19 protein-coding genes and 1 other RNA gene are annotated in these 25703 nt (G+C 66.9%); 9 read left to right on the forward strand and 11 right to left on the reverse strand.

Features of this window, described 5'->3' with window-relative positions:
* The first annotated feature begins 162 nt into the window (after positions 1–162).
* Positions 163–1587, forward strand: a complete 1425-nt coding sequence (gene glnA, locus HCT51_RS08660) for a type I glutamate--ammonia ligase (RefSeq protein WP_166871661.1) — start codon at positions 163–165, stop codon at positions 1585–1587.
* Positions 1588–1917: 330 nt separating this feature from the next.
* Here the strand turns inward: glnA and HCT51_RS08665 are convergent, their stop codons facing one another.
* From HCT51_RS08665 to HCT51_RS08685, 5 genes are all read right to left on the reverse strand, one after another.
* Positions 1918–3318 (reverse strand): UDP-glucose dehydrogenase family protein, encoded by a 1401-nt coding sequence (locus HCT51_RS08665; protein ID WP_166872859.1) that lies wholly within the window; start codon positions 3316–3318, stop codon positions 1918–1920.
* Positions 3319–3355: 37 nt separating this feature from the next.
* Positions 3356–4807, reverse strand: a complete 1452-nt coding sequence (locus HCT51_RS08670) for a glycoside hydrolase family 26 protein (protein WP_166871658.1) — start codon at positions 4805–4807, stop codon at positions 3356–3358.
* On the reverse strand, positions 4800–6284 hold the full coding sequence (locus HCT51_RS08675) for a glycosyltransferase (protein ID WP_166871654.1): 1485 nt from the start codon (positions 6282–6284) through the stop codon (positions 4800–4802). Before HCT51_RS08675 ends, HCT51_RS08670 begins: the two co-directional genes overlap by 8 nt.
* A gap of 409 nt (positions 6285–6693) precedes the next feature.
* Positions 6694–9627: a bifunctional [glutamine synthetase] adenylyltransferase/[glutamine synthetase]-adenylyl-L-tyrosine phosphorylase gene (locus tag HCT51_RS08680; protein ID WP_166871651.1), complete on the reverse strand. Its 2934-nt coding sequence runs from the start codon at positions 9625–9627 to the stop codon at positions 6694–6696.
* A gap of 12 nt (positions 9628–9639) precedes the next feature.
* Complete coding sequence (locus tag HCT51_RS08685) at positions 9640–10977, reverse strand: glutamine synthetase family protein (protein ID WP_166871648.1); 1338 nt, start codon at positions 10975–10977, stop codon at positions 9640–9642.
* Positions 10978–11034: 57 nt separating this feature from the next.
* Between HCT51_RS08685 and HCT51_RS08690 the strand changes: the two genes are divergently transcribed.
* Genes HCT51_RS08690 through gdhA form a run of 3 tightly spaced genes read left to right on the forward strand, consistent with a single transcriptional unit; the run spans position 11035 to position 15007 of the window.
* Positions 11035–12768, forward strand: a complete 1734-nt coding sequence (locus tag HCT51_RS08690) for an NAD+ synthase (protein ID WP_166871644.1) — start codon at positions 11035–11037, stop codon at positions 12766–12768.
* 37 nt (positions 12769–12805) lie between these two features.
* Entirely contained in the window at positions 12806–13621 is an 816-nt protein-coding gene (gene panB, locus HCT51_RS08695; protein ID WP_166871642.1) for a 3-methyl-2-oxobutanoate hydroxymethyltransferase, read from the forward strand.
* 36 nt (positions 13622–13657) lie between these two features.
* A complete protein-coding gene (gene gdhA / locus HCT51_RS08700) occupies positions 13658–15007 on the forward strand; it encodes an NADP-specific glutamate dehydrogenase (RefSeq protein ID WP_166871639.1) in 1350 nt (449 codons plus the stop codon).
* Between the two features lie 49 nt (positions 15008–15056).
* Here gdhA and HCT51_RS08705 read toward each other — a convergent pair whose 3' ends face one another.
* Positions 15057–15233 carry an SPOR domain-containing protein gene (locus HCT51_RS08705; protein ID WP_166871636.1) on the reverse strand — a complete coding sequence of 59 codons (177 nt, stop codon included), beginning with the start codon at positions 15231–15233 and terminating at the stop codon, positions 15057–15059.
* A 32-nt stretch (positions 15234–15265) separates the two neighbouring features.
* Between HCT51_RS08705 and map the strand changes: the two genes are divergently transcribed.
* From map to HCT51_RS08725, 4 genes are all read left to right on the forward strand, one after another.
* Positions 15266–16132, forward strand: a complete 867-nt coding sequence (gene map / locus HCT51_RS08710) for a type I methionyl aminopeptidase (protein WP_166871633.1) — start codon at positions 15266–15268, stop codon at positions 16130–16132.
* Positions 16133–16164: 32 nt separating this feature from the next.
* Positions 16165–16938 carry a polyphosphate--glucose phosphotransferase gene (gene ppgK, locus HCT51_RS08715; protein ID WP_166871630.1) on the forward strand — a complete coding sequence of 258 codons (774 nt, stop codon included), beginning with the start codon at positions 16165–16167 and terminating at the stop codon, positions 16936–16938.
* Between the two features lie 15 nt (positions 16939–16953).
* Positions 16954–17321: RNase P RNA component class A (gene rnpB / locus HCT51_RS08720), an RNA gene on the forward strand.
* A 121-nt stretch (positions 17322–17442) separates the two neighbouring features.
* Complete coding sequence (locus HCT51_RS08725; protein WP_166871627.1) at positions 17443–17874, forward strand: ester cyclase; 432 nt, start codon at positions 17443–17445, stop codon at positions 17872–17874.
* 36 nt (positions 17875–17910) lie between these two features.
* Here the strand turns inward: HCT51_RS08725 and HCT51_RS08730 are convergent, their stop codons facing one another.
* The 4 genes from HCT51_RS08730 to HCT51_RS08745 all read right to left on the reverse strand — a co-directional run bounded on the left by HCT51_RS08730 (position 17911) and on the right by HCT51_RS08745 (position 22728).
* Positions 17911–18651: a zinc ribbon domain-containing protein gene (locus HCT51_RS08730; protein ID WP_224760741.1), complete on the reverse strand. Its 741-nt coding sequence runs from the start codon at positions 18649–18651 to the stop codon at positions 17911–17913.
* 67 nt (positions 18652–18718) lie between these two features.
* Complete coding sequence (locus HCT51_RS08735) at positions 18719–19537, reverse strand: Nif3-like dinuclear metal center hexameric protein (RefSeq protein ID WP_166871624.1); 819 nt, start codon at positions 19535–19537, stop codon at positions 18719–18721.
* A 16-nt stretch (positions 19538–19553) separates the two neighbouring features.
* Positions 19554–22088, reverse strand: a complete 2535-nt coding sequence (locus HCT51_RS08740) for a cytosine permease (protein WP_166871607.1) — start codon at positions 22086–22088, stop codon at positions 19554–19556.
* A gap of 106 nt (positions 22089–22194) precedes the next feature.
* Complete coding sequence (locus HCT51_RS08745; protein ID WP_166871605.1) at positions 22195–22728, reverse strand: YbhB/YbcL family Raf kinase inhibitor-like protein; 534 nt, start codon at positions 22726–22728, stop codon at positions 22195–22197.
* A gap of 287 nt (positions 22729–23015) precedes the next feature.
* On the opposite strand from HCT51_RS08745, the gene HCT51_RS08750 reads away from it, so the two are divergent.
* On the forward strand, positions 23016–24674 hold the full coding sequence (locus tag HCT51_RS08750; protein WP_166871602.1) for a catalase: 1659 nt from the start codon (positions 23016–23018) through the stop codon (positions 24672–24674).
* Between the two features lie 18 nt (positions 24675–24692).
* Here the strand turns inward: HCT51_RS08750 and HCT51_RS08755 are convergent, their stop codons facing one another.
* Positions 24693–25658 (reverse strand): magnesium transporter CorA family protein, encoded by a 966-nt coding sequence (locus HCT51_RS08755; protein ID WP_224760742.1) that lies wholly within the window; start codon positions 25656–25658, stop codon positions 24693–24695.
* Between the last annotated feature and the right edge of the window lie 45 nt (positions 25659–25703).

The following is a 25703-nucleotide window of genomic DNA, read 5'->3' on the forward strand; positions in this document are numbered from 1 at the left end:
ATCGATCCTATCCAGCCGACTCCCGTAACATGGCCGAAACAATGGCGTCACTGCGGCGAAATGCCGCGACCGTACCCTCAGACAGGGTCGGAGCTGAGTCCGTGAGGATCCCGCTTCCGCTCGCCCATTCCGCTCAAGTACCAAACTCAGGAGACCATTCGCATGTTCAGTGATTCTTCCGAGGTGCTCTCGTTCATCAAGGACACGGATGTCAAGTTCCTCGACATCCGCTTCACGGACCTGCCCGGGGTTCAGCAGCACTTCAACATCCCTGCCTCCACCGTTGACGAGGAGTTCTTCTCAGTCGGTCAGCTGTTCGATGGTTCCTCCATTCGCGGCTTCGCATCGATTCACGAATCGGACATGCAGCTCATCCCCGACGTGAGCACCGCGTACGTCGACCCGTTCCGCACCGAGCGCACGCTCATCATGGTGTTCGACATCTATAACCCGCGGAACGGCGAGATCTACGCCCGTGACCCGCGTCAGGTGGCCAGGAAGGCCGAGAAGTACCTCGCCTCCACCGGCATCGCCGACACCGCGTTCTTCGCCCCGGAGGCGGAGTTCTACATCTTCGACGACGTGCGGTACGAGATCAAGCAGAACTCCAGCTTCTACAGCGTCGACTCCTCGGAGGGCGCGTGGAACTCCGGCAAGGAAGAGCCCGGCGGCAACCTCGCAAACAAGACGCCGTTCAAGGGCGGATACTTCCCGGTCAGCCCGGTCGACCAGCACGCCGACCTGCGCGACGACATCGTGCTGAAGCTCGTCGACGCCGGCCTCGAGGTCGAGCGCAGCCACCACGAAGTCGGCACCGCCGGCCAGGGCGAGATCAACTACAAGTTCGACACCATGGTGCACGCCGCCGACGACATCCTGAAGTTCAAGTACATCGTCAAGAACACCGCGGCCGAGTGGGGCAAGACTGCCACGTTCATGCCGAAGCCGCTGTTCGGCGACAACGGATCGGGCATGCACACGCACCAGTCGCTGTGGAGCGACGGCAAGCCGTTGTTCTACGACGAGGCCGGCTATGGCGGCCTCTCCGACCTGGCTCGCTGGTACATCGGTGGACTGCTCAAGCACGCCCCGGCGGTGCTCGCCTTCACCAACCCCAGCATCAACAGCTTCCGTCGTCTGGTGCCCGGCTTCGAGGCTCCGGTGAACCTGGTCTACTCGGCCGGCAACCGTTCCGCCGCGATCCGCATCCCGATCACTGGCACCAACCCGAAGGCCAAGCGCATCGAGTTCCGCGTGCCTGACGCCGCCAGCAACCCGTACTTCGCGTTCGCGTCGCAGCTGATGGCCGGCCTCGACGGCATCAAGAACAAGATTGAGCCGCACGAGCCGGTCGACAAGGACCTCTACGAGCTGCCGCCCGAGGAAGCCAAGAACATCCCACAGCTGCCGGGCTCGCTCGGCGAGGCGCTGGACGCGCTGGAAGCCGACCACGAGTTCCTCCTTGCCGGCGGCGTCTTCACGCAGGACCTCATCGACACCTGGATCGCCTACAAGCGCGAGCACGAGCTGCTGCCGATGGCGCAGCGTCCGCACCCGTTCGAGTACGAGCTGTACTACGGCGTGTAAACACCCCCGCGCGACAGTCCGCGCGAGTGACCGGTGACGGTTGCTCGCGCGGACTTTTTCGTGTGCGGAGGTTGGTCTGCGTCGGATCAACCAGCTAGAGTGAAAGCAATTCATTCCGAGGTGCTACCGGAATCCCGGACTGAATGACAAAGGCTCCACTCCGCGGTGCAACCCGAATGCACCGAGGAGTGGAGCCGACCCTGTCACGCGCCCCTGGGGAGTCCTACCGGAAGCTCGGAGCGGCAACTCCTTTGAGAGTAGCCATCCCGCTGCATCCTCGATATAGCCTCAGATTTATCGCGTGCCCCCAGTTAGTGGGGGTTGTCCGAATCAGACCAGGACGGCCTGACGGCTGCTGGCCCGGTCGCTGTCGGGCTGCGTCGACCGGCCGAGCGTGCGCACCGTCCAGCCGCTTGCCCGCCACGCGGCGGCATCGAGGCAGTTGCGGGCGTCGATTACCTGCGGCGTGTTCACCTGGGTGGCGAGCTGCGCCGGGTCCGCGTCCACGAACTCTGCCCACTCGGTGAGCACCAGCAGCGCGTCCGCGCCGGCCGCGGCATCGGCGAGCGAGTCGGCGTAGCTCAGGGTCGGGAAGTTGCGGCGGGCGGTTTGGCCGGCCTGCGGGTCGTAGACCACAACCTGGGCGCCGCGCAGGTGGAGTGCTGCAGCCACGTTCAGCGCCGGAGAGTCGCGCACGTCGTCGGTGTGCGGCTTGAACGCTGCCCCGAGCACGCCGATCCGCCGGTTCAGCACAGACCCGCCGACCGCCTCGAGCGTGAGGTTGATCACCCGCTGGCGCTGAGCCATGTTGATCTCGTCCACCTGCTGAAGCAGGGCGGATGCCTGGTAGGCGCCAAGCTCGCGGGAGCGGTGCATCAGGGCGCGGATGTCCTTCGGCAGGCAACCGCCGCCGAATCCGAGCCCGGCGTTCAGGAACTGACGGCCGATCCGGACGTCATGTCCGAGCGCGTCGGCGAGGGTCGTGACGTCCGCGCCGGCAACCTCGCAGATCTCGGCGATCGAGTTGATGAACGAGATCTTCGTGGCGAGGAACGCGTTGGCGCTCACCTTGACCAGCTCGGCCGTCGGCAGGTCGCAGACGATCACCGGGATGCCGGTCGCGATCGGCTGTGCGTACACGGTGCGCATCAGCCGCTCGGCCTTCTCCGAGGTGCCCCCGAGCACGATGCGGTCGGGGGTAAGCGTGTCCTCCACCGCCTTGCCCTCACGGAGGAACTCGGGGTTCCATACCAGCTCGGCGTCGATTCCGGCCGGCACCAGGTCGGCGATGATGGACCGCAGTCGAGCCGCGGTTCCCACCGGCACGGTCGACTTGCCGACGATGAGTGCGTCGTGGGTGAGGTTCTTCGCCACCTGGGCGGTGGCCGCCTCCACGTAGCTGAGGTCGGCGGCGTGGCTGCCGCGCTGCTGCGGCGTGCCGACGCAGATGAAGTGCACGTCAGAGAACGCGGTGGCCTCGGCGATGTCCGTGGTGAACCGCAACGCGCCGCTGGAGACGTGCTTCAGGATGAGCTCGGGCAGCCCGGGCTCGTAGAAGGGCACCTCTCCCCTGCTCAGCGCTTCGACCTTGCGCTCGTCGGAGTCGACGCCGACGACTTCGAAGCCCATCTCGGCCATGGCGGCCGCGTGCGTCGCGCCCAGGTATCCGGTGCCGATCACGCTGATGCGTGGGGCCGCGGCCGGGCGTTCTGACGATTCGATGTCCTGCATGATGGCCTCCTGGTGTGAGTCGGTGGTGCTGTTCTTGCTAGTGCGTGGCATAGCCACTCCCCTCGGCGGTGATTCCGGCGATGAAGGCCTCGAGCGAGTCTGGTCGAGACGTCACCCGCCAGTCGTTGGTCAGCCGCTCGCCTTCGACGTACGTCGTCACGGCAAGGTTGAACCAGCCGAACCCGATGATGTCGTCGTTCTCCGGCCTCGCGAGCGACTCGAAGAAGCTGGTGATCCATTTCGGCTTGTACCCGCCGACTTCGGATGCGCCGACCTCCGCAAGCAGGATCGGTTTGTCGGCGACCTGCCGGACCGCCGCGAGGCTGGCGCCGAACGTGTAGTCGAACGTCGGTTTGAAGTCGCTCTTGTACGCCGGGCGCAGGTAACCGGAGAGTCCGATCCAGTCGACGTACTCGTCTCCGGGGTACAGGCTCGCCAGGTACTCGGGCGTCTTGTGGCTGGCCGGCACGTTGTCGACGCGGTTCGGCGCCCAGATCCAGATGACCAGGTCGTTCGCGCCCTCGGCCTCGAAGATGTCGTGCACGTGCTTCCACACCTTGGCGTAGTCGCCGGGGCGGTTGCCGTTGATCGGGTTGCCCTTGCTATCCATCTCGGACCAGGGGTACCAGACGCCGTTCATCTCATGGTTCAGGCGGATGCCGAGCGGCAGTCCGGTGGCCACGACATCGCGGGCGTACTGGTGCAGGTACTCGTCGAACGCCCCATCGAGAATGCGGGGCAGCGAGTACTCCGGCGCGTTGACCTCGTCGTTCTTGGCCGCGATCGGCCGGGATTCCCAGGTCAGGACCGGCAGACGGTCGGTCTCCCAGGACCGCTGCACGGCGTTGGCCCGGAAGTTCTCGTCCCAGCCGCCGAAGTATCCGACGAAACCAGGGTTCACTCCGATTCGCGACGCGGTGTCATCGAAGGTGGCCCAGTTGAAGGGGGCCTGCTCGGTGTACATGCCGAAGTACTTCGACGACGGATTGAGCAGCTGGTCGATCGCCGGGGCGGTGATCGGTTCCGCGACAGGGGTGGCGCGGGGCTCTTCGCGGTTGACGGTCGCGCTGGCCTGTTTGGCCGGCGCCACGCTCTTCGCGGACCCTGATCCGCGAGAGCTGCCAGAGTTGCCAGCGCCGGAGGCCTTCGCCGCGGCGATCGCCTCGAGCTGGCCCTCGGCCGACCACAGGCTCTGCTGCAGGGTGTCCCGTTCCGTGCTGAGTGACGCGAGCCCGGATTCGGACTGGTTCAGCTGGTGTTTCAGGGCGACAACCTGGTCGAGCAGCTTGCCGCGTTCCTCGATCAGTTCGTCTTCGCGCGTCGGCTCGTCGATGGCCGCGCCGATCGCCTGCTGCACCGGGCTGGATGGCGAAGACCACACCACCGCGCTGATCGCAATCAGCGTGAGGGCGATGGCTCCCGCGGCGACGGCGGTCCACCGTGCTCGTGTGGTGGTGCCGGCCCACCAGGACTGTGTTGCGTTAGACAATGAGAATCGCCTCCAGGGTAAAGATTCCGAAACCGATCAGGTACGGGATGGCAGCTTTGGGGTTCAACTTGCGCCGCGGCTTCTTGCGCGGTGCCGTTGAGGTGCGGGTTGATGCGCGCTTGGGTGACACGGCCGTCATCCCCGGCCCGTGTGGCGTGCTCGCGGCTCCCGCCATGACCAGCTCTGGCTGGCCTTCGCGTTCGCGGGCCTCGATCTCGTCGTTCTCGGCGCCACCGGCATAGGCGCCGGCCCGCGTGCCCCAGCCACTGGCGTGGGCCATGCGGAAGAAGCCGATCAGCCGGATGGGCATCAGGAAGATGGTCGACACGATGATGAACACCGGCAGGCGCAGGAAGTCGCTGGGCTTCTCGGCGAGGTGGCGCATCTGTCGGATCGCCATGCTGAGCACGGAGGAGACCACCATCAGTGCAAGCACCCAGAATAGGCCGGCGCGCACGCCGTACTCCTCGAGGAAGACCTCGTAGAAGTTGTAGCCCTGACCGGTCGCGGCCCGGTAGATCCAGCCGCCGAGCACGCCGGCGAGCAGGAACGGCAGGATGATGTCCATCACGTAGAACAGCGCAAGCACCGGGGCGTGCCCGAGCATCCACGGCAGCATCCGCAGCGTGTTGTACTGGCTGCCACGCGCCCACCGCAGCTGCTGCTTGAACAGCTTCTTGATCTCCAGCGGGGCGTCGGTGAAGACCAGGCTGGTGTGCTGGTACACCGTGCGGTAGCCCTCCTTGAGGGTGAGGTTCGTGAGCGTGCGGTCATCCGAGACCTCGAGGAACACGCCGAGGAACTTCTCGTGCATGAACTTGTCCATGACGCGCATCAGGATGTTGCGGCGGAACGCGATCGTGCGCCCCGGCAGGCAGCCGATCTGGCCGAGCACGCTCTGCGCCGGCATCGAGTACAGCGCACGGGAGTTCTCGAGCCAGTCCATCCAGCGGGTGAGCCAGCTGCGCTCCGGCTCGAGGATCCGCTGGCGCGTGGTGACGCCGCCGACGGACTCGTCGGCGAACGGCTTGAGCAGCTCGCTCAGCGCTCCGGGGGTCCAGACGGTGTCGGAGTCGACGAGCACGGTGATGTCGCCGCGCGACATCTCTGTTCCGATCTTGACCGCGTTGCGCTTGCCAGGGATCGGGGTGTGCGTCCACCGCACCAGCGGGGCGAACTCCTCGCAGACCTCCACCAGGGCGGGGTTCTCGGCGCCGTTGATGACGACGATGATCTCGTCGGGGCGCTGCTCGACCATCCGGCCGATCACATCGCGGAACAGTTCCAGCGGCTCATCGACGACGGGAACCACGACGCTGGTGGTGCCGTGGTAGGCCCCGGTGAACGCCCGGTAGCGGCGCGAGAGCACCACTTTGAGAATCCAGAGGCCCCAGATGAGGGCCGAGTACACGGCGAACATGTACAGCTCGGCGTGACCCTCGAGCATGTGCCTGAGTTGCAGCAGAAAGATAAACAACGCCGGACCCTTTTCGCTTCAGTGTGGTTGAGAGGTGTTCCGCGGCACTGGGGAACGACGTGAGACTCGAGGAGCTCGCCTTGATTCAAACGGGCGCACGGTCACCTCGCAAATCGCTTGAAACCGGGTTCTGACGGCCAAAATGGGCTCGTAGTCCCCCATTCGAGGGACGCGTTAGTCGTGTCCCAATTTTCGAGGACATCTCGGATGTTGCGGTCCCCAGAATCGGCGGAAACTCAACGAATTCCGCTGTACCCCTCAAACGGGGGTAAGGCGCTCACAACCGGTCCCGCTCTGCCGCGCCGCGGGCAATCGGGGTACAAGCATCCGGGCCCAGCACATGACGAAAATTTAATCTTGCCGTAACCTTCGGGTCACCGTTCGCGAGCGGAACGAGCGACTTGGGCGGTTAGCCGCGGGTCGGAGAGGCGGCGGTGGGGTCGCCGTAGAACAGCCGGTCGAAGACCAGGCGCGCCCGCCGGGTGAGTCCCAGGTAGTCCTCTTCGAGCTGCTGGGCGCTGCCGGCGGGGTACCCGAGCAGCCGGGCGATGCCCTCCAGCTGGCGGTGGTCGCTCGGCAGCACGTCGGAGGTCTTCGCGCTCCACAGGGTGATCGCCGAGCGCACCCTGGAGGCCATCAGCCAGGCGTCGTGCAGCTTCTCGGCGTCTTCGGCGGCGACCAGTCCTGCGTCGACAGACGCCGCCAGCGCCTTCAGCGTCGAGGTGGTGCGCAGGCTCGGCAGGCTCGCGCCGTACTGCAGCTGCAGCAGCTGCACGAACCACTCCACGTCGCTCAGCGAGCCGCGGCCAAGCTTCACGTGCCGCGCCGGATCCGCGCCCTGTGGCAGTCGCTCCGCCTCGACCCGCGCCTTGATGCGTTTGACCTCACGCACATCCTTCTGCGCAATATTCGCCGGATAGCGCACCTCGTCGGCCAGCGCCTCGAAGTCACCTAGCAGGTCGGCATCGCCGACGGCGCCCCGCGCCCGCAGCAGCGCCTGCGCCTCCCAGGTGAGCGACCACCGGCGGTAGTAGGCGCGATAGGAGTCGAGCGAGCGCACCACCGCCCCGTTCTTGCCCTCCGGTCGCAGGCCGATGTCGAGGTCGAACGGCAGCCGCAGGTCTTCGGTGAGCTGCCGCAGCGTTCTGACGATGCGCTCGGCGGCGGCCTGGCCGCCTTCTGCGCCGTCCACCGCCCGGTAGACGTACATGACGTCCAGGTCGGAGCCGAAGCCGAGCTCCGCTCCCCCATACCGGCCCATGGCGATGATGCCGAACTCGATGTCGTCGGGTTCGCGCCTGGCGATCTGCAGCACCCCGGTCAGCACCGCGGTGGCGATGTCCGTCAGCCCCTGTGCCAGTTCGTCGATCGAGACCAGGTCGAGGATGCCGCCTAGCGCAAGGCGCAGCACCTCGCGCCGGCGCAGGGTGCGTAACGCGTGCGCCGCGGCCGAGGCGTCCTCGTGCCGTGCGACCGTGGCGCGGGCCTCGTCAAGGAGGGCCGCGGCGGACCGCGGTCGCAGGTCGTCGTCGCGTTCCAGCCAGGCGACCGCTTCCGGGATGCGCTCCATCAGCGCCACCACGTAGTGCGACCCCGACAGCGCGTGCGTCAGCCGGCTGGCGGCGCCAGAGGAGTCGCGGAGCATGCGCAGGAACCAGTGCGCTTCGCCCAGGTCTTCGCTCAGCCGTCGGAAGGCGAGCAGGCCCTGGTCGGGGTCGGCGCCGTCGGCGAACCACTGCAGCATGACCGGCAGCAGGGCGCGCTGAATGGTCGCCCGGCGGGATACCCCGGTGGTGAGCGCCGCGATGTGCCGCAGCGCCCCCTGCGGGTCGAGGAACCCGATCGCAGTCAGACGTGCGGCCGCCTGCTCCGTGGATAGGGAGATGCCGCCGTCGGTGAGGTCGGCGACGGCGGCGAGCAGCGGCCGGTAGAACAGGCGCTCGTGCAGGGAGCGCACCTGGATCTTGGTGCGCAGCCAGACGGCGGTGAGCTCGTCCGCGGTGGCGTACAGGCCGGTCGCGCGGGCCAGTACACGCCTGGCGTCCTTGTCGCGCGGCATCAGGTGGGTCCTCCGCAGCTGCGCCAGTTGGATGCGATGCTCAAGCAGCCTCAGCAGGCGGTAGTCGCGGGCGAAGTCTGCGGACTCGGTGCGACCGATGTAGCCGTGGGTCGCCAGCGCCGACAGCGCGTCGAGGGTTCCGGTCTGTCGGATCCTGGGGTCGTGCGTACCATGCACCAGTTGCAGCAACTGGATCGTGAACTCGATGTCCCGCAGACCGCCGGGCCCCAGCTTGAGCTGCACATCCACCTCGTCGGCCGGGATGTTCTCGGTGACGCGCTCGCGCATGCGCTGCACGGAGTGCACGAAGTTGTCCCGGGCGGCGCTGGCCCAGACGAACGGGCTGATCGCGGCGGTGTACCGGGCGCCGAGCGCCGGGTCACCGGCGATCGGACGGGCCTTCAGCAGAGCCTGGAACTCCCAGCTCTTCGCCCACCGTTCGTAGTACGCGACATGGGATTCGAGGGTTCGCACGAGCGCCCCGTCCTTGCCCTCCGGCCGCAGGTTCGCGTCGACCTCCCAGAGCACGGGTTCGCGGGTCAGCTCGCCGAGGCCGCGCATGGTTTGCATGGCCAGGCGAGTGGCGATCTGGATGGCCCGGTCGGCGGGGATGCTGCCGTCGCCCTCACCGACAAAGATCACGTCGACATCGCTCACGTAGTTCAGTTCCCTGGCGCCGGCCTTGCCCATCGCGATGATCGACAGGGAGGTCGCGGCCACCTCGTCGGCCGGAAACTGGACGTCGCGTCTGGCTGTGGCCAGCGACACCTCGAGGGCGGCCCCGGCGAGGTCGGATAGGGCGGCCGCGACCGAGCTGACCGCCTGCAGCGGATCATCGTGTTCGAGGTCCCAGGCCGTGATCACGGTGAGGTGGCGCCGGTACTGGATGCGCAGGCGCACCCAGGCGTCTTCACCCTCGGCGTCGTCGACCGCAACCATCAGGTCATCGGTGTACGCGTCCTGCGGCAGCAACCGCGGCGGCGCGCTGAGCACGGCAAGGTGCTCCGGGCGGCGCAGCAGGAAGTCGCCGAGCCCCTCGGACGCGCCGAGCACCCGGATCAGTCGCTCCGCGGCATCCGGTTGCGTCAGCAGCGGCGTCAGCTGCTCTGGTGCCCGCTCCGCCAGTCGGGTCAGTTGCTGCAGCGCCTGATCGGGATCCGCGGCTCGGCCGAACGCGGGCAGCAGAGAACGGTCGAACCGGGTGAGCTGCTCCCTCGTGGCGCCGAGCGACCCGAACCCCAGCCGCGCGAGCTCGGTGAGCGTGACCTGCGTGCGCTGCGTCATCGCGGTGTGCGGCTACAGGATCTCGAGGTTGCTCTCCAACTCGTACTGCGTGACCTGCGCCCGGTAGTCGTGCCAGTCCTTGCGCTTGTTCAGCAGAACGTAGTTGAAGACCTGCTCGCCGAGGGTCTCTGCCACCAGCTCCGACTCCTCCATCAGCGACACCGCGCGGTCGAGGCTGGACGGCAGCGAACGGTAGCCGAGGGCGCGCCGTTCCGCGTCGGTCATGTGCCAGACGTCGTTCTCGGCCTCGGAGGGAAGCTCGTAGCCCTCTTCGATGCCCTTCAGTCCGGCGGCCAGCAGCAGCGAGAACGCCAGGTACGGGTTCGCAGCCGAGTCCATGCCGCGGTACTCCACTCTGGCGCTGGTGCCCTTGCCCGGCTTGTACAGCGGCACGCGCACGAGCGCCGACCGGTTGTTGTGCCCCCAGGTGACATAGCTGGGCGCTTCGTCGCCGCCCCAGATGCGCTTGTAGGAGTTGACGAACTGGTTGGTCACCGCGGTGATCTCCGGCGCGTGAGTGAGCAGGCCCGCGATGAACTGCCGGCCGATCTTGGAGAGCTGGTACTCGCCGCTGGGCTCGTAGAAGGCGTTGCCGTCGCCTTCGAACAGCGACAGGTGGGTGTGCATGCCGGAGCCGGGGTGCCCGGCCAGCGGCTTCGGCATGAAGGTGGCGTAGACGCCCTGCTCGATCGCGACCTCCTTCACCACGGTGCGGAAGGTCATGATGTTGTCTGCGGTGGTCAACGCGTCGGCGTAGCGCAGGTCGATCTCGTTCTGCCCAGGTCCCACCTCATGGTGGCTGAACTCCACCGAGATGCCTAGGTCTTCCAGCATCCGCACCGAGCGCCGGCGGAAGTCGTGCGCGGTGCCGCCCGGAACGTTGTCGAAGTATCCGGCGGAGTCCACCGGCACCGGGCGACCCTTCTTGAGCTTCGGCGACTTGAGTAGGTAGAACTCGATCTCGGGGTGGGTGTAGAAGGTGAAGCCGCGGTCGGCTGCCTTGGCCAGGGTGCGCTTCAGCACGTTCCGCGGATCGGCGACGGCGGGCTGGCCATCGGGGGTCAGGATGTCGCAGAACATGCGGGCGGTCGGGTCGACGGTGCCGCGCCACGGCAGGATCTGAAACGTTGCCGGGTCGGGTTGGGCGATGACATCCGCCTCGAACGAGCGGGTCAGGCCTTCAATGGCGGAGCCGTCGATGCCGATGCCCTCGTTGAAGGCGCCTTCCACTTCGGCGGGGGCGATGGCGACGCTCTTCAGGGTGCCAACCACATCGGTGAACCACAGCCGGATGAACTTCACGCCACGCTCTTCAATGGTGCGAAGAACGAAGTCCCGCTGCTTGTCCATCTGGCTCCTCTGCATGCCCGCCGGGACCCCTCGTCCCGCGCTATTAGGCTACTGGGTATGCCCCGTCTCCGCTTGGCGCTTGCCCAGACCAACCCTGTTGTGGGGGACATCGCCGGCAACGCGGCGCAGATCCTGGATGCCGCGCGTCGGGCCTTCGAACAGGACGCCGACCTGCTGATGGTCGGCGAATGCGCGCTCTCCGGCTACCCGATCGAAGATCTGGCGTCCCGGCCGAGTTTCCTTGTCGAGTGCCATGACGCCGTGCCGAAGCTCGCCAAGGCGCTGCAGGACGCCGGGTACGGCGACCTGGTGGTCATCGTCGGCCACCCAGACGGCCCGGTCGAGGCCCGCCTGCTCGGCACCAGCAACGCGCCGACCGCGATCGCGCAGAACTGCGCGAGCGTGCTGCAGAACGGCCACGTCAAGGCCCGGTACGCCAAGCACCACCTGCCGAACTACTCGGTGTTCGACGAGTACCGCATCTACATCCCGGGTGACGAACTGCTGGTGGTGCGGCTGGACGATGTGGATGTCGCGGTGATCATCTGCGAGGACCTGTGGCGCGACGGCGGACCGGTCAGCCGGGTGCTCGAGGCCGATGCCGGAGTGCTCGTGGTGATCAACGCCTCCCCCTTCGAACGCGACAAGGACGAGGTGCGGCTGCCGCTCGTCACCCGCCGCGCGATCGAGACCGACACGGTCGTGGCATACGTGAACATCGTGGGCGGGCAGGACGACCTGGTCTTCGACGGCGACAGCGTCGTCGTCGACGGTGAGGGCCGCATCCTGGCGCGGGCACCCCAGTTCGAGGAGCACCTGCTGGTCGTCGACGTCGACGCCGCGGACGCCACCGATACGCCGCTGCCGCCGAATGTGAACCGTGTAGAGCTGACCACCCACCGCACAGACCGGCAGCCGGTTCCGGCCGACATCGCCGTGTTGCCGGATGACCGGGAGCAGCTGTGGAACGCGCTGGTCACCGGCACCCGCGACTACGTGAACAAGAACGGATTCACCTCGGTGGTTCTCGGCCTGTCGGGCGGCATCGACTCCGCGGTCTGCGCGGTACTCGCCGTCGACGCGCTCGGGGGCGACCGGGTGTACGGCATCTCGATGCCGAGCCGATACTCCAGCGATCACTCCCGCTCCGACGCGGATGAGCTCGCCGACGCTCTCGGCCTGCATTACAGTGTCGAGCCGATCGCGGACCTGGTGCATCCGGTCGAGAACCAACTCGGCCTCACCGGGCTGGCCGCCGAGAACGTGCAGGCGCGCATCCGGGCGATCATCCTGATGGGCGCCTCGAACATGGCCGGTCACCTGGTGTTGACCACCGGAAACAAGACCGAGCTGGCGGTCGGCTACTCCACCATCTACGGCGACTCCGCCGGTGGTTTCGCGCCGATCAAGGACGTGCCGAAGACACTGGTCTGGGAGCTGGCGCGCTGGCGGAACGAGGCGGCGATCGCGCGCGGCGAGACGCCGCCGATCCCGCTGAACTCGATCATCAAGCCGCCGAGCGCCGAACTGCGACCGGGTCAGGTCGACCAGGACTCGCTGCCGCCATACGACGTGCTTGACGGCATCCTGCACGCCTACATCACCGAGGCGCTCGGCCACGATGACGTGGTCGCGCTCGGCTACGACCGGGAACTCGTCCACGCGGTGACGCGGCTGGTGGACCGCTCAGAGTGGAAACGGCGCCAGGGCGCCATCGGGCCGAAGATCAGCGGGATGGCATTCGGCCGGGACCGCCGGCTGCCCATCACGTATCGCCCGAGCGACTACTGAGGGCGTCACACGAACCGAGAGCAACTAGGGTTTACCCATGATTGACAAACCGGTGAAGCGTGTGCGCACGCGCCACTTCCAGAATGCCAAGAACGAGGGCATCAAAATCACGGGCCTGACCAGCTACGACATGCTGACGGCCGAGATCTTCGACGCGGCGGGTATCGACTTCCTGCTGGTCGGAGACTCCGCGGGCAACAACGTTATGGGCTACGACACCACCCTGCCGGTCACCGTCGACGAGCTGATCCCGCTGACCCGTGCTGTCGCCCGCGCCACTCAGCGTGCCTTCGTCATCGCCGACATGCCATTCGGCAGCTACGAGACCAGCCCAGACGAGGCGCTGCACACCGCGTTCCGGTTCATGAAGGAAACGCAGGCGCACGCCGTCAAGCTGGAAGGTGGGGTGCGCAGCGCGGAGCAGATCCGGCGCATCGTCTCCGCCGGCATCCCGGTGATGGCGCACATCGGCTTCACACCGCAGAGCGAACACGGCCTCGGCGGCCACCTGATCCAGGGACGCGCCCCCCAGCTCGCGCAGTTGCTGGCCGACGCGCACGCCGTGGAAGACGCCGGCGCGTTCGCCGTGGTGCTGGAAATGGTCACGTCGGATGCCGCGGCTCAAGTTACTAAAGAGCTGAGAATTCCGACCATCGGGGTGGGTGCGGGACCTCACGTTGATGGTCAGTTGTTAGTCTGGACCGATTGGGCCGGTCTCAGCACCGGTCGCATCCCCAAATTCGTCAAGCAGTACGCTGACTTGAAGGGCGTGCTCACACAAGCCGTCACGTCCTATCGAGCCGACGTCGACGCGGGCACCTACCCCGGCCCCGAGCACAGCTACGACGTCTAGCTAATTCGTTTCCCGTATTAATCCCCAAAGGTTTGCATGACCCCCTCTGCCACCAGAACGCTCCACGACGTCTACGAGACCGCGGTCGCCCGCAATGCCGGCGAACCAGAGTTCCATCAGGCACTCCGTGAGGTGTTGGACTCAATCGCCCCGGTGCTCGCCCACCATCCCGAATACGTCGACGCCGGCATCCTGACCCGGCTGGTTGAGCCGGAGCGGCAGATCATCTTCCGGGTGCCGTGGACCGACGACGCCGGCAAGGTGCAGGTGAACCGCGGCTTCCGCGTGCAGTTCAACTCTGCGCTCGGACCGTTCAAGGGCGGACTCCGGTTCCACCCGAGCGTGAACCTCGGCATCATCAAGTTCCTCGGCTTCGAGCAGATCTTCAAGAACGCCCTCACCGCGCAGGGCATCGGCGGCGCGAAGGGCGGCTCCGACTTCGACCCGCACAACCGCAGCGACGCCGAGATCATGCGGTTCTCACAGAGCTTCATGTCTGAGCTGTACCACCACCTCGGCGAGCACACCGACGTCCCCGCGGGTGACATCGGTGTCGGCGCACGCGAGATCGGTTTCTTGTTCGGACAGTACCGCCGGCTGACGAACCGTCACGAGTCCGGCATGTTCACCGGCAAGGGTGTGCAGTGGGGCGGCGCCGAGGTGCGCACCGAGGCCACCGGCTATGGGGCGGTGTACTTCACCGAGGAAATGCTCGCGGTGAAGGGTGAAGGCATTGATGGTCGCACGGCCGTAGTGTCCGGCTCCGGCAATGTGGCGATCTACGCGATCGAGAAGGTGCAGCAGCTTGGCGGCACGGCGATCACCGCGTCAGACTCCTCCGGCTACATCGTCGATGAGGCCGGGATCGACGTGGACCTGCTGAAGCAGATCAAAGAGGTGGAACGCCACCGGGTGTCGGAATATGCCGAACGCCGCTCGTCGGCGCGGTTCATCTCTGGCGGAAGCGTCTGGGACGTGCCGGGCGACATCGCGCTGCCCTCGGCAACCCAGAACGAGCTGAACGAGACCCACGCGTACCGTCTGATCAAGAATGGTGTCGTGGCGGTGGCCGAAGGCGCCAACATGCCCAGCACCCCCGAGGCGGTGCACGCCTTCCAGCAGGCCGGTGTGCTGTTCGCCCCCGGCAAGGCGGCAAACGCGGGTGGCGTCGCGACATCCGCCCTGGAGATGAGCCAGAACGCGGCCCGTCAGCGCTGGGACTTCGAATCCAGCGAGGACAAGCTGCGCACGATCATGCGCGGCATCCACAGTGCGTCGTACCAGGCCGCCGACAAGTACGGCAAGCCCGGCGACTACGTGGTTGGCGCGAACTCGGCCGGGTTCGTGCGCGTCGCCGACGCGATGCTTGCCCAGGGCCTGATCTAACAGCGCAGGACTGCTCTAGCAGCACCTTTGTGAGGGGCCGCAGACGACGCTACTTCGTGTCGTCGGCGGCCTCTTCTGCTGCCCACTTGCGGGAGCGTTCCGCGATGATCTCCGGCGCCCGCGCGGCCTCTTCCCGCGTCGCGAACGGCCCGGCCCGATCGATCGAGTTCGAGATCTTGCCCTCTTCCACCTCGCCGGTGCGGGTGTTGTACCAGTACTCGCCCATGGGGACCTCCGTGGATCAGTAACATCGATCCTATGCCGAGGGATAAGCATGGACATCTCACGCCAGGACGGGTGAGTCCGATGCGGGCGGTGCCCCGCACCATTGACCGGCCGGAGTACGTGGGCCGCGTGGAACCGTCGCCGTACGCCGGCGGCGATGTGTACGAGCACGACGAGATCGAACTGATCCGCGAGTCCGGGCGGATCGCCGCGGACGCGATCGCCGCCGTCGGTGTGGCGGTTCGGCCCGGTGCGACCACCGACGACCTGGACGCCATCGGGCACGAGTTCGTGGTCGCCGCCGGCGCGTATCCGAGCTGCCTCGGCTACCGGGGGTTCCCGAAGTCGGTGTGCACCTCGGTCAACGAGGTGATCTGCCACGGCATCCCGGATGACACCGTGCTCGAGGCCGGCGACATCATCAACATCGACATCACCGCGTTCAAGAACGGCATGCACGGCGACAGCAACATGACGTTCACGGTCGGTGAGCCCACGCCCCAGGTCAGCGACCTCGTCACCCGCACCGCCGAGTCGCTGCGTCGCGGCATGAAAGCGGTCGCACCGGGCCGGCAGATCAACGTGATCGGCCGGGCCATCGAGAGCTATGCCAAGCGCTTCGGCTACGGGGTGGTGCGCGACTTCACCGGGCACGGCGTCGGCCGGGCCTTCCACTCGGGACTGGTGATCCCGCACTACGACGCCGCCCCCGCGTTCGACACCGTGATCCAGCACGGCATGGTCTTCACCATCGAACCCATGCTCACCCTCGGCACCGCGGACTGGGACATGTGGGACGACGGCTGGACCGTCACCACCAAGGACAAGAGCATCACCGCCCAGTTCGAGCACACCATGGTGGTCACCGACCGAGGCGTCGACATTCTGACGCTTCCGTAACACGCTTCCGACACACGACGAAGGGCACAGCGATGACGCTTGCAGTAGGAATCGACATTGGCGGAACCGGCATCAAGGGCGGCATCGTCGACGTCGACAGCGGGGAACGCATCAGCGACCGGATCAAGATCTCCACCCCGTCCGGCGGCGAGCCCGATGCCATCGTCGACTGCGTGCTTGACCTGATCACTCAGCTGGGTGTGGATGACGACCGGATGCCGGTGGGTGTCTGCTTTCCGGCGATCGTGCTGCACGGCCGGACCATGTCGGCGGCGAACGTCAGCAAGCGGTGGATCGGGTTGAACGCGGAGAAGCTGTTCGAGAAGGCGTTGGGTCGCGACATCCACTTCGTCAATGATGCGGATGCCGCGGGCGTCGCCGAGGCGCGATATGGGGCGGCGCAGCACGAAGACGGCCTGGTCATCATGACCACGCTCGGCACCGGTATCGGTTCGGCGCTGATCCATAACGGCGTGCTGGTGCCGAACGCCGAGCTGGGGCACCTGGAGATCGACGGCTACGACGCCGAGTCGCGGGCGGCGAACAGCGCCAGGGAGAACGAGAAGCTCAGCTGGGCAGAGTGGGCGGAACGGCTGCAGCGGTTCTACTCGCACGTGGAGTTCCTGTTCTCCCCCGACCTGTTCATCGTTGGCGGTGGCGTCTCGAAGTATTACGAGGAGTTCCTGCCGCTGCTCAAGCTGCGGGCGCCGATCGTGCCGGCGGAGCTTCGCAACAACGCCGGGATACTCGGCGCCGCGGCTCTTGCGGTGCGCCCGACCGCAGAACAGCAGGCGCACGGCAGGTAGACTGGCTGACGCGAATGGGTCGGCAAGACGGTCGCGTCGGTTGGAAACAGCCGCCGAGGAACGTCCGGGCTCCACAGAGCAGGGCGGTGGGTAACACCCACCCGGAGCAATCCGCGAGAAAGTGCAACAGAAAGCAGACCGCCTCACGCTCACGCGTGCGGTAAGGGTGAAACGGTGGTGTAAGAGACCACCAGAGGCCCGAGTGATCGGGCCTGCTGGGTAAACCTCGCCCGGAGCAAGGTCAGACAGGGAACGCTAAGGCTGCTCGCCGAGTTCCCGGGTAGACCGCTAGAGGGTTGCGGCAACGTACCCCCGAGATAGATGGCCGTCCATGGTGCTTTCCGGCACCGGGACAGAACCCGGCGTAATAGCCGGCCCATTCGCCCCTCCGACCTCCTCTACTCCCCCGGTGCCCTTCGTCTCCGGGACCCATTGCGCGTTTGCGATGCACGGCGCACGCTGAAGTCATCCCAATGATCACAGACGTCAAGGAGACGGAACATCATGAACGCGCGCGAAAACTTCGAGAGGTCGATCGAGGCACTGAACCGGCACGACATGGAAGCATTTGCGAGCTCCTATGCGCCCGACACGCTCGTCTACGATCCGCAGAATGCCGAGACGCTCAGGAACCGCGACGCGGTCGAGAAGGACATCACCGAGTTCATGCGTGCCTTCCCCGACGCCCGGTTCGAAATCATCGATCTGCTCGGCGACGAACACACCGCAGCGGGTCGGTTCCAGATGACCGGAACCCATCAGGGTCCGATGGTGACGCCCGACGGCGAGATTCCTGCAACCGGCAAGACTGTCACGACGGAATTCGGCGTGTTCTCGCGAGTCAACGATGACGGCGAAGTCGTCGAGGAACACCGGTTCTACAACCCGGCCGATCTACTCGCGCAAGTCGGTGTCAAGCAGCTTCAGCTCGGCTGAGCTTCACGCTGACCCTGAGCGGGGTGGCGGGGTGGTCTAGAGTCCCGACTCGTTCGTGCGCACCAGGATCGCGTTCGAGTCGGGGCAGAGCACCACGTCGTCGGGGGCCGATGCGCGCACGACGGCCATGTCCGACTCGTTGAGCCTCACACCGCTCGCGCTCGACACGCCGCCGCGCAGGTGAGAGGCACCCCAGCCGTAGCGGTCGCGCTGCTTCTCGTAGAGGGCCAGCAGGTCGGCGGGCACCTTCGAGGCGATGGTGGACCGGTTGGCGGAGGCGTGGCTGCGCTCGCTCTCCAGGCTGGCCAGTGCGGCATCGCGCTCAGCGGTCACCGCCGCGATCCGGGTGTTCAGCACGGCCAGCTCGGCTTTCGTGCCGTCAACGGTGGATTGCAGCCCCTCGAGCCGCTCCATCACCTGCAGCTCGATGTCTTCCAGATCGCTCCGGCGACGGCGCAACGCCTCCAACTCCTGCTCGAGCGCGTTCACGTCCTTCACCGACGAGGAGTGCTGCACCCGGTCGGTGTCACGGGTGATGCGAGCCTCGACCACCGCGACATCCGATTCGACGCGAGCCAGCTCGCTCTGCGCGTCCTCGGCCTCCCCGGACTCGTCGGCCAACCGTCGCCGCAGCGCGTCGGCCTCGGTCAACAGCGCGTTCAGCGCCGCATGCTCTGGCAGCGCTTTCGAGCGGTGTGCCAGCTGCTGCAGCCGCGTGTCGAGCGTTTGCAGGTCAAGCAATAGAGCCTGCTGATCGGGGCTGGCTTTCAGCGCCATGCGATTCTCCTTGATGCCCGAATGGGCGTGGTACCGGTGGTGGAAGTGATGGTGTGGGGAGGGACGATCATTGCACGACGGTGAAGTCCCACGGATCGGTGCGCAGTTCGCTCACCGTAACCGTGACGCCCGGGAGGGCCGCCCGCAGTTCGGAGGCCGCCGCGGCAAGCCAGAGCCATTCGCTGGCCCAGTGGGCGACATCGATGAGCGCAGGACCGCCCGCCACGCGCGCGTTCTCCCGCGACTCGGAGGCCGGGTGATGCCGCAGGTCGGAGGTGATGTACACGTCGGCGGCGAGCACGGCCGGCTCGGAGAGCAGCGAGTCACCCGCTCCCCCGCACAGCGCGACCGTCGTGATGGGTTGCTCGTAGCGTCCGGCGACGCGGATGCCGGATGCGGTGGCCGGCAGCAGATCGCCGAGGGTGCGCGCCAGGGCGCCCAGCGATGTCGGCTGCTTCAGCTTGCCGACCCTGCCGAGTCCGCGACCCGGTCGGGTGCCCTCGACGATCGGCTTCTGCCCGTGCAGCCCGAGCGCGTGGGCAAAGACCGCGGACGTGCCGGTCTCGACCACGTCGGCGTTGGTGTGGGCGGCGATCAGGGCGCAGTTGCCGCGGATCAGTCTCGCCAGCAGGGCGCCCTTGTAGCGATCTTCCGCGATGGAGGTGACGCCGCGCAGCAGCAATGGATGGTGCACGAGCAGCAGGTCAGCGCCGAGCTCGATCGCCTCATCGACGGTGTCCGCGACGGCGTCGACCGCCAGGTGGATCGACGACACCTGGGCTGCGGGGTCTCCGGACAGGAAGCCGGGGGCATCCCACGGCTCCGCGCCATCGAGAGGCCAGAGCGTCTGGATCGCGGAATTGACCTCGTGAACGGTGGGCGGCACAGCACCAGTGTACGAGCTACGCACCCGCACTCTCCTGATCCCTGATGGCGGAAACACCGAATGCGATCGGGGTGATCAGGCCGAGCCCGAGGGCGACCAGCACGCCGAAGTCGGTGAGTGCGAGCGGGCTGTCGCGCGCCACGTTCAGCGCATCGAGGAGGTAACCCTGCCAGCCGTACCCGTCGAGGGTAGCGGCGGTGAAGCCATAACCGATGACGGTGATCACGACAAGCGCGCCGAGGTTCAGCCAGCGCATGTCGGCGTAGGCGCCGCCGGAGGCCAGCAAGGAGCGCGAGCTGAACCGGCGGTTGCGGATCATCAGCTCGGCCGCGAAGATCCCCACCCAGGCGGCGACCGGCACGGCGAGCGTCGTCGCGACATCCCGCAGCACCAGGTCGAACGGGAGCGCCGCCGCCGAGAGCACCGCTGCACCGATCAGCAGCAGGATGCCGCCGATCACGACCGCAAACTGTCTGGGCACGCGCAGCCCGGTGGCCTGAATCGCGAATCCGCTGGAGTACAGCGCCACGCTGACCGCGGCGAGCAGGCTCAGAGCCGCCGACGCCATCAGCGGGATGAGGAACCAGCTGGGAACGACCGCTGCGAGGGCCGCGATCGGGTCTGTCGCGAGCTCGGGGGCCAGTGCGCTGTCGGAGGCGCTGAGCAGCGCACCCCAGCTGATCAGCACGAACGGCGGCACTGTGGCGCCGACCGTTGCCCACACCATCGACCGGCCGCCCGGCGCGCCCGGCTGCTGGTATCGGGCGAGGTCAGACGCGCTGGTCGCCCACGCCAGTCCGACCACGCTGAAGACGACCACCGCGCCGCCGAGGGCGACGAACCAGTCACCGTCGGGCACGAGCAGCGCATTGTCCAGGTTGATGCGACCGGCGGTGAGCACGATCAGGCCGATCACGAGAACCGCGCTGGCGATGCCGAGCACCAGTTGCACGATGGCAAGCAGCCGGAAACCGAAGAAGGCGATCGCCGCGGCGATGACGAAGGCCACAGCGAGTGCGATGGCGCTGGCCTGGCCTTCGGAGAGCGCGCCGAGCAGCTGGCCGTGTGCCAGCGCCGACGATATCGAGGTGGCGAGCAACCAGAGCAGCACGGCCGCCCAGAACACCCGGGTAATGACCGCGAGCAGCGCCGGCACGATGTTGCCGCGCAGCCCGAATGAGGCGCGGGAGACCACCATGGTGGGCTGGCCGCTCCACTTGCCGGCCAGGGTACCGAGGCCGAGCGGCAGGAAGGACAGGCCCACGCCCACCAGCACGGCGACGATGGACTGGCGAAGGCTTAGGCCGAGCGAGAACACTACGGCTCCGACGCCCATACTCACGGCAGACGACGACAGCGCGAACCAGAGCCAGAGCATGCGCGACGCACGACCGGTACGGGCCTCACGGGGAGTCGGTTCGAGCCCCGCGGCTTCGACCTGCCACACCGAGGCACGGGTGCGCTCGCGTGGGCGCGCGGGGACGGCGGTGATGGCGGGCTCGGCAGGCGCAGCTGGCTCGAGCGGCGGGGTGGTGTCGACCGGATCGGCGGCCTGCGCCGGTGCGGCAGTGGCGGCGAGCCCGGCGGTGCCAGCCTGTTCATCCGCGCCAGCCAGTTCGGCAGAGTCGGCGGGAGCGGCAGAGTCGGCGTGCGGTTGCGCAACCTCAACGTCCGAGACCGAGGCGGTTGCGTCGGGTTCCACAGCGTCACCAGCGTCAACGTCTGGCTCGGCAGCGTCAATCGCCGAGTCAGGCCCGGAAAAGCCGCTCAACTCGTCGTTGCGCCAGCCCCGACTCAGTTGGTCGAGGGAGGGTGCGAGGTGGTCTTCCGCCAGCTCGAGTGGTTCGGCACGGTGCGGCAGGTCAACTGCCCCCGCCAGCAAGGCCTCGAAACTGTGAACGCGGGCGGGCGCGGGCGCAGTTTCGTTCGGGGACGCGGGGGTGTCCTCGGCGGCAAGGTCAGCGGCCGACGCGTCCTCGTCCTCACTGGGGCGCGCGTAGGCGGCAGCCCGGTCAGAGGTAGCTGTCCCGTCCGCGACATCCGTCCGGTCAGCGACATCGGCTCCGTCAGCGACATCCGCTTCGTCGATGGCGCTGGGAACCGGCACCGTCACCGCGTAGGCGGACTCGGCGGTGATCACCGGGATCACTCCGGTGAAGGTGCCGCGGCTGTTTTCGAGGGCGGCGAAAGCATCGGGGGTGCCGAGCGCCACCATCTCCGCTTCCCACTCGCGGTACTCGGCGACCTCGCGCTCACGCAGCGACATCTGCTGCTCGATCTGAGCGATCAGGTCGATGGTTTCGGTGGTGGGTCCCTGCGCGGCTTCGAGAGCGCGCACGATCTCATCGTCATCGAGCGAACGGCGCGGCGGGGGTGCCGGCAGCGCAGGCTCCGGTTCTGGGTCGACCGGCTGCTCGGACGGCACTGCATCGCGAGTGGGGTCGCCGGCCCGCAATGCGGACTCGTCGAAACCGCCAGGAGGCGGTGCCCAGGTGGAGCGGCGCGGACCGGGAGCAGACTGGTCGTCGGGTGCGTCTTCCACGGTGGCCATGACCCGAATTCTAGGCGTTTACCGCCCGTACACCGGGCCGACCGGCCGCAACCGGCCGACACCGTCACGACGGCGGCTCCCACAGTGCTCCGACAGCGCTCCGAAGTCAGTGCTGACCGTGCGCGGTGAGGATGCCGCGGCCGAGACCGTGGAAGAACAGGCTGATGCCGAGCACTCCCGGCGTGGACCGCTCATCCAGACTGACGGATGGCACGTCGAGCGCGTGCACGACGAAGATATAGCGGTGAACGCCCGTGCCCGGCGGCGGCGCCGCACCGCCGAATGCGGGCTCACGGCTCTCGTTCGGCAGGGTAACCGCCCCTCGCGGCAGCAGGCCGCGGGTGGGGTCCCCCGCGCCGGATTCCAGAGAGGTGACCGACAGCGGCAGGTTGAACACCGCCCAGTGCCACCACCCGCTGCCGGTGGGCGCGTCCGGGTCGAGGCAGGTGACGGCGAAGCTCTTGGTGTCGGGTGGGAAGCCGCTCCACGTCAGCTGCGGAGACAGGTCGCGACCGCCGGCATCCGCCGCGTAGTGCGCGCGAGGCAGGTCGCCGCCATCCGTGAAATCGGAACTCGAAACCGGGAACGTGGCCACCTGCTTGAGCTTCGCCAGCTCGGCATACGGGTCAAGGTTGAGCATCGGTGCGTCCTTCCGTCCCGCCCAGCCTAGACAGACGACCTCCCCCGCCGCGCAGAATGGCAGCGAAACGTCACGACACGCCGTTCAGTTTCGCCGACACGCCGCCGGATGTCGCGAATCACTGCCGTTCTGCGCGCCGCCGCGCCCTGCATGGCTGCAGTCGCACCACCCGCACGTGCACCATCAGCGCGGCACCCGCCGCAGCCTCTTGACGCATACCACCGCCTCTGCTGGACTCGCACAGATGCCTCTTCGACATCGATCCGGTAGGAAAGGAGAGGAGCATCATGACCGACCCCACTGGCAAAGCTCCCGCAGAAGGCGACGACCGCGCAATCCTGACGAACCGTCAGGGGCATCCGGTTTACGACAATCAGAACCAACGCACGGTTGGCCCGCGCGGCCCGGTGACGCTCGAGAACTACCAGTTCCTCGAGAAGATCAGCCACTTCGACCGGGAGCGGATTCCCGAGCGGGTGGTGCACGCTCGCGGTGCCGTGGCGTTCGGTCATTTCGAAGCCACCGGCAAGTGGGGTGACGAGCCGATCTCGAAGTACACCCGGGCGAGTCTGTTCCAACAGGCTGGCAAGCAGACCGACCTGGCGGTGCGGTTCTCCACCGTGATCGGCGGCCGCGACTCCGCGGAGACCGCCCGCGACCCGCGAGGATTCGCCGTGAAGTTCTACACAGACGAAGGCAACTGGGACCTGGTCGGCAACAACCTCGCCGTGTTCTTCATCCGTGACGCGCTCAAATTCCCCGACGTCATCCACTCGCTGAAACCCGACCCCGTCACGTTCCGGCAGGAGCCCGCGCGCATCTTCGACTTCATGTCGCAGACCCCGGAGTCGATGCACATGCTGGTGAACCTATTCAGCCCCCGCGGCATCCCCGCCGACTACCGGCACATGCAGGGCTTCGGAGTGAACACCTACAAGTGGTGCAACTCGGCCGGCGAGACGGTGCTGGTGAAATACCACTGGCAACCCCAGCAGGGCGTGAAGAGCATGACAGCGCAGGATGCCGCGAACGTGCAGGCCACCGAAACGGGTCACGCGTCGAAGGACCTGTACGAGGCAATCACCCGCGGCGACCTGCCGAAATGGGACCTGTACGTGCAGATGATGAGTGACGACGAGCATCCGGAACTGGACTGGGATCCCCTGGATGACACCAAGACCTGGCCGGAACAGGACTTCCCGCCGAAGCTCATCGGCACCATGACCCTCACCGGCAACGTCAGCGACCATCACCAGGACAACGAGCAGATCGCGTTCGGCACCGGCGTGCTGGTGGACGGGCTCGACTTCTCCGACGACAAGATGCTGGTCGGCCGCACGTTCAGCTACAGCGACACCCAGCGCTACCGGGTGGGCCCCAACTACCTGCAGCTGCCGGTGAACTCGCCATCCGCCGAGGTCGCCACCAATCAGCGCGGCGGCCAGATGTCGTTCTTCGTCGACCTAGGGCACGGCCAGAACCCGCACGTCAACTACGAGCCGTCGATCACCGGCGGGCTCCGTGAGGCGCAGTACGCGACGGATGACATCGAGGGTCCGGAGCTGACCGGCCGGCTGACCAGGGCGCGGATCCCCCGCACCAACGACTATCTGCAGGCCGGGCAGCGCTACCAGCTGATGGAGCAGTGGGAGAAGGACGACCTCGTTGCGAACTTCGTCGAGCTGATCGGGCAGGCGGCGGACGTCGTGCAGCGGCGGATGGTGTGGCACTTCCTGCTCGCCGACGACGAACTGGGGCTGCGGGTGGGTGAAGGCCTCGGCATCCGCCCCGACGACGTTCGCAACCTGGATCCGTTACCCGGTCAAACCCTGAACGACGAGGAACGCATGCGCCTGCAGAACCTCGGCGCGAACGGGCCGCGTGATGTCGCTGGCCTGACCATGACGCACTGCGTGCACAACGAGCGGGTGGTGATCGAACGCTGAGCTTGCGGCTGGCGGTGTCTACAACCAGTCCTGCCGTTTGAACGTGAAGTACAGGCCGAACGAGATCACCAGAATCGACGCGGACGAGAACCAGAAGCCCCACGGCTCGGCGAAGCCGGGGTACGGCACGTTCTGCCCGTAGTAGCCGGTGATCGCGGTCGGCACCGCGATGATCGCCGCCCAGCTGGTCACCTTCTTCATGATCATGTTCATCCGGTTGCCCTGCAGCCCCACGTTGGTCTCCAGGATCGTGGTAACCAGATCGCGCAGCGAGTCGGTCCAGTCGGTGGCCCGCAGAACGTGGTCATAGACATCCTGGAAATACGGCATCATCTCCCGCGGCATCACGTCGAAGTCGCGGCGCATGATCGTGTTGACGACCTCGCGCATCGGCATCACGATGCGGCGCAGGCGCACCAGGCTCTTGCGTAATTCAAAGGAGCGGCGCTGGATGTCGCCGTTGCGCGGTTTCTCCGCGAACAGCGCCTCTTCCAGGCTGTCGATCTGCTCGTCCAGTCCCTGCACCGTGTCGAAATGCCCGTCGACGATCTCATCGAGCAACCCCCACAGCAGGAACGAGGCCCCGTGCGTCGAGAGTCGGGAGTCGTTGTCCCAGCGGCGCACCACCGGCGACATGTCGAATTCCGGCCCGTGGATGGTGATCAGCGCGTGCGGGGTGATGAACGCCTTCACCTCGGATTCCTGAAGCTCACCGGTCTCAGGATCGAGCGTGGCACTGTACGCGGCGAGGAACAGGTGGGTGTCGTACCGGTCGAGCTTCGGCCGCTGGTACTCGTGCACCGCATCCTCAATCGCGAGGTGATGCAGGCCGAGCTCCTCCTCGATCTGCGCGAGGTCCTCGGCGGTCGGCGAGATGAAGTCCGCCCACACCGCCACGCCTTCGCCGAGCACCAGATCGGAGACGTCGGCCATCGGAAAGTCGCGCGACTCGAGCGCGCCGTGACGGTACAAGCGAGTGTTCACAGTGGCGCCATGCTAGCCCCGCGAGACACGGGTGTGCGCAGCGGT

It is taken from the genome of Salinibacterium sp. ZJ450 (assembly GCF_011751885.2).
Taxonomy (GTDB): domain Bacteria; phylum Actinomycetota; class Actinomycetes; order Actinomycetales; family Microbacteriaceae; genus Ruicaihuangia.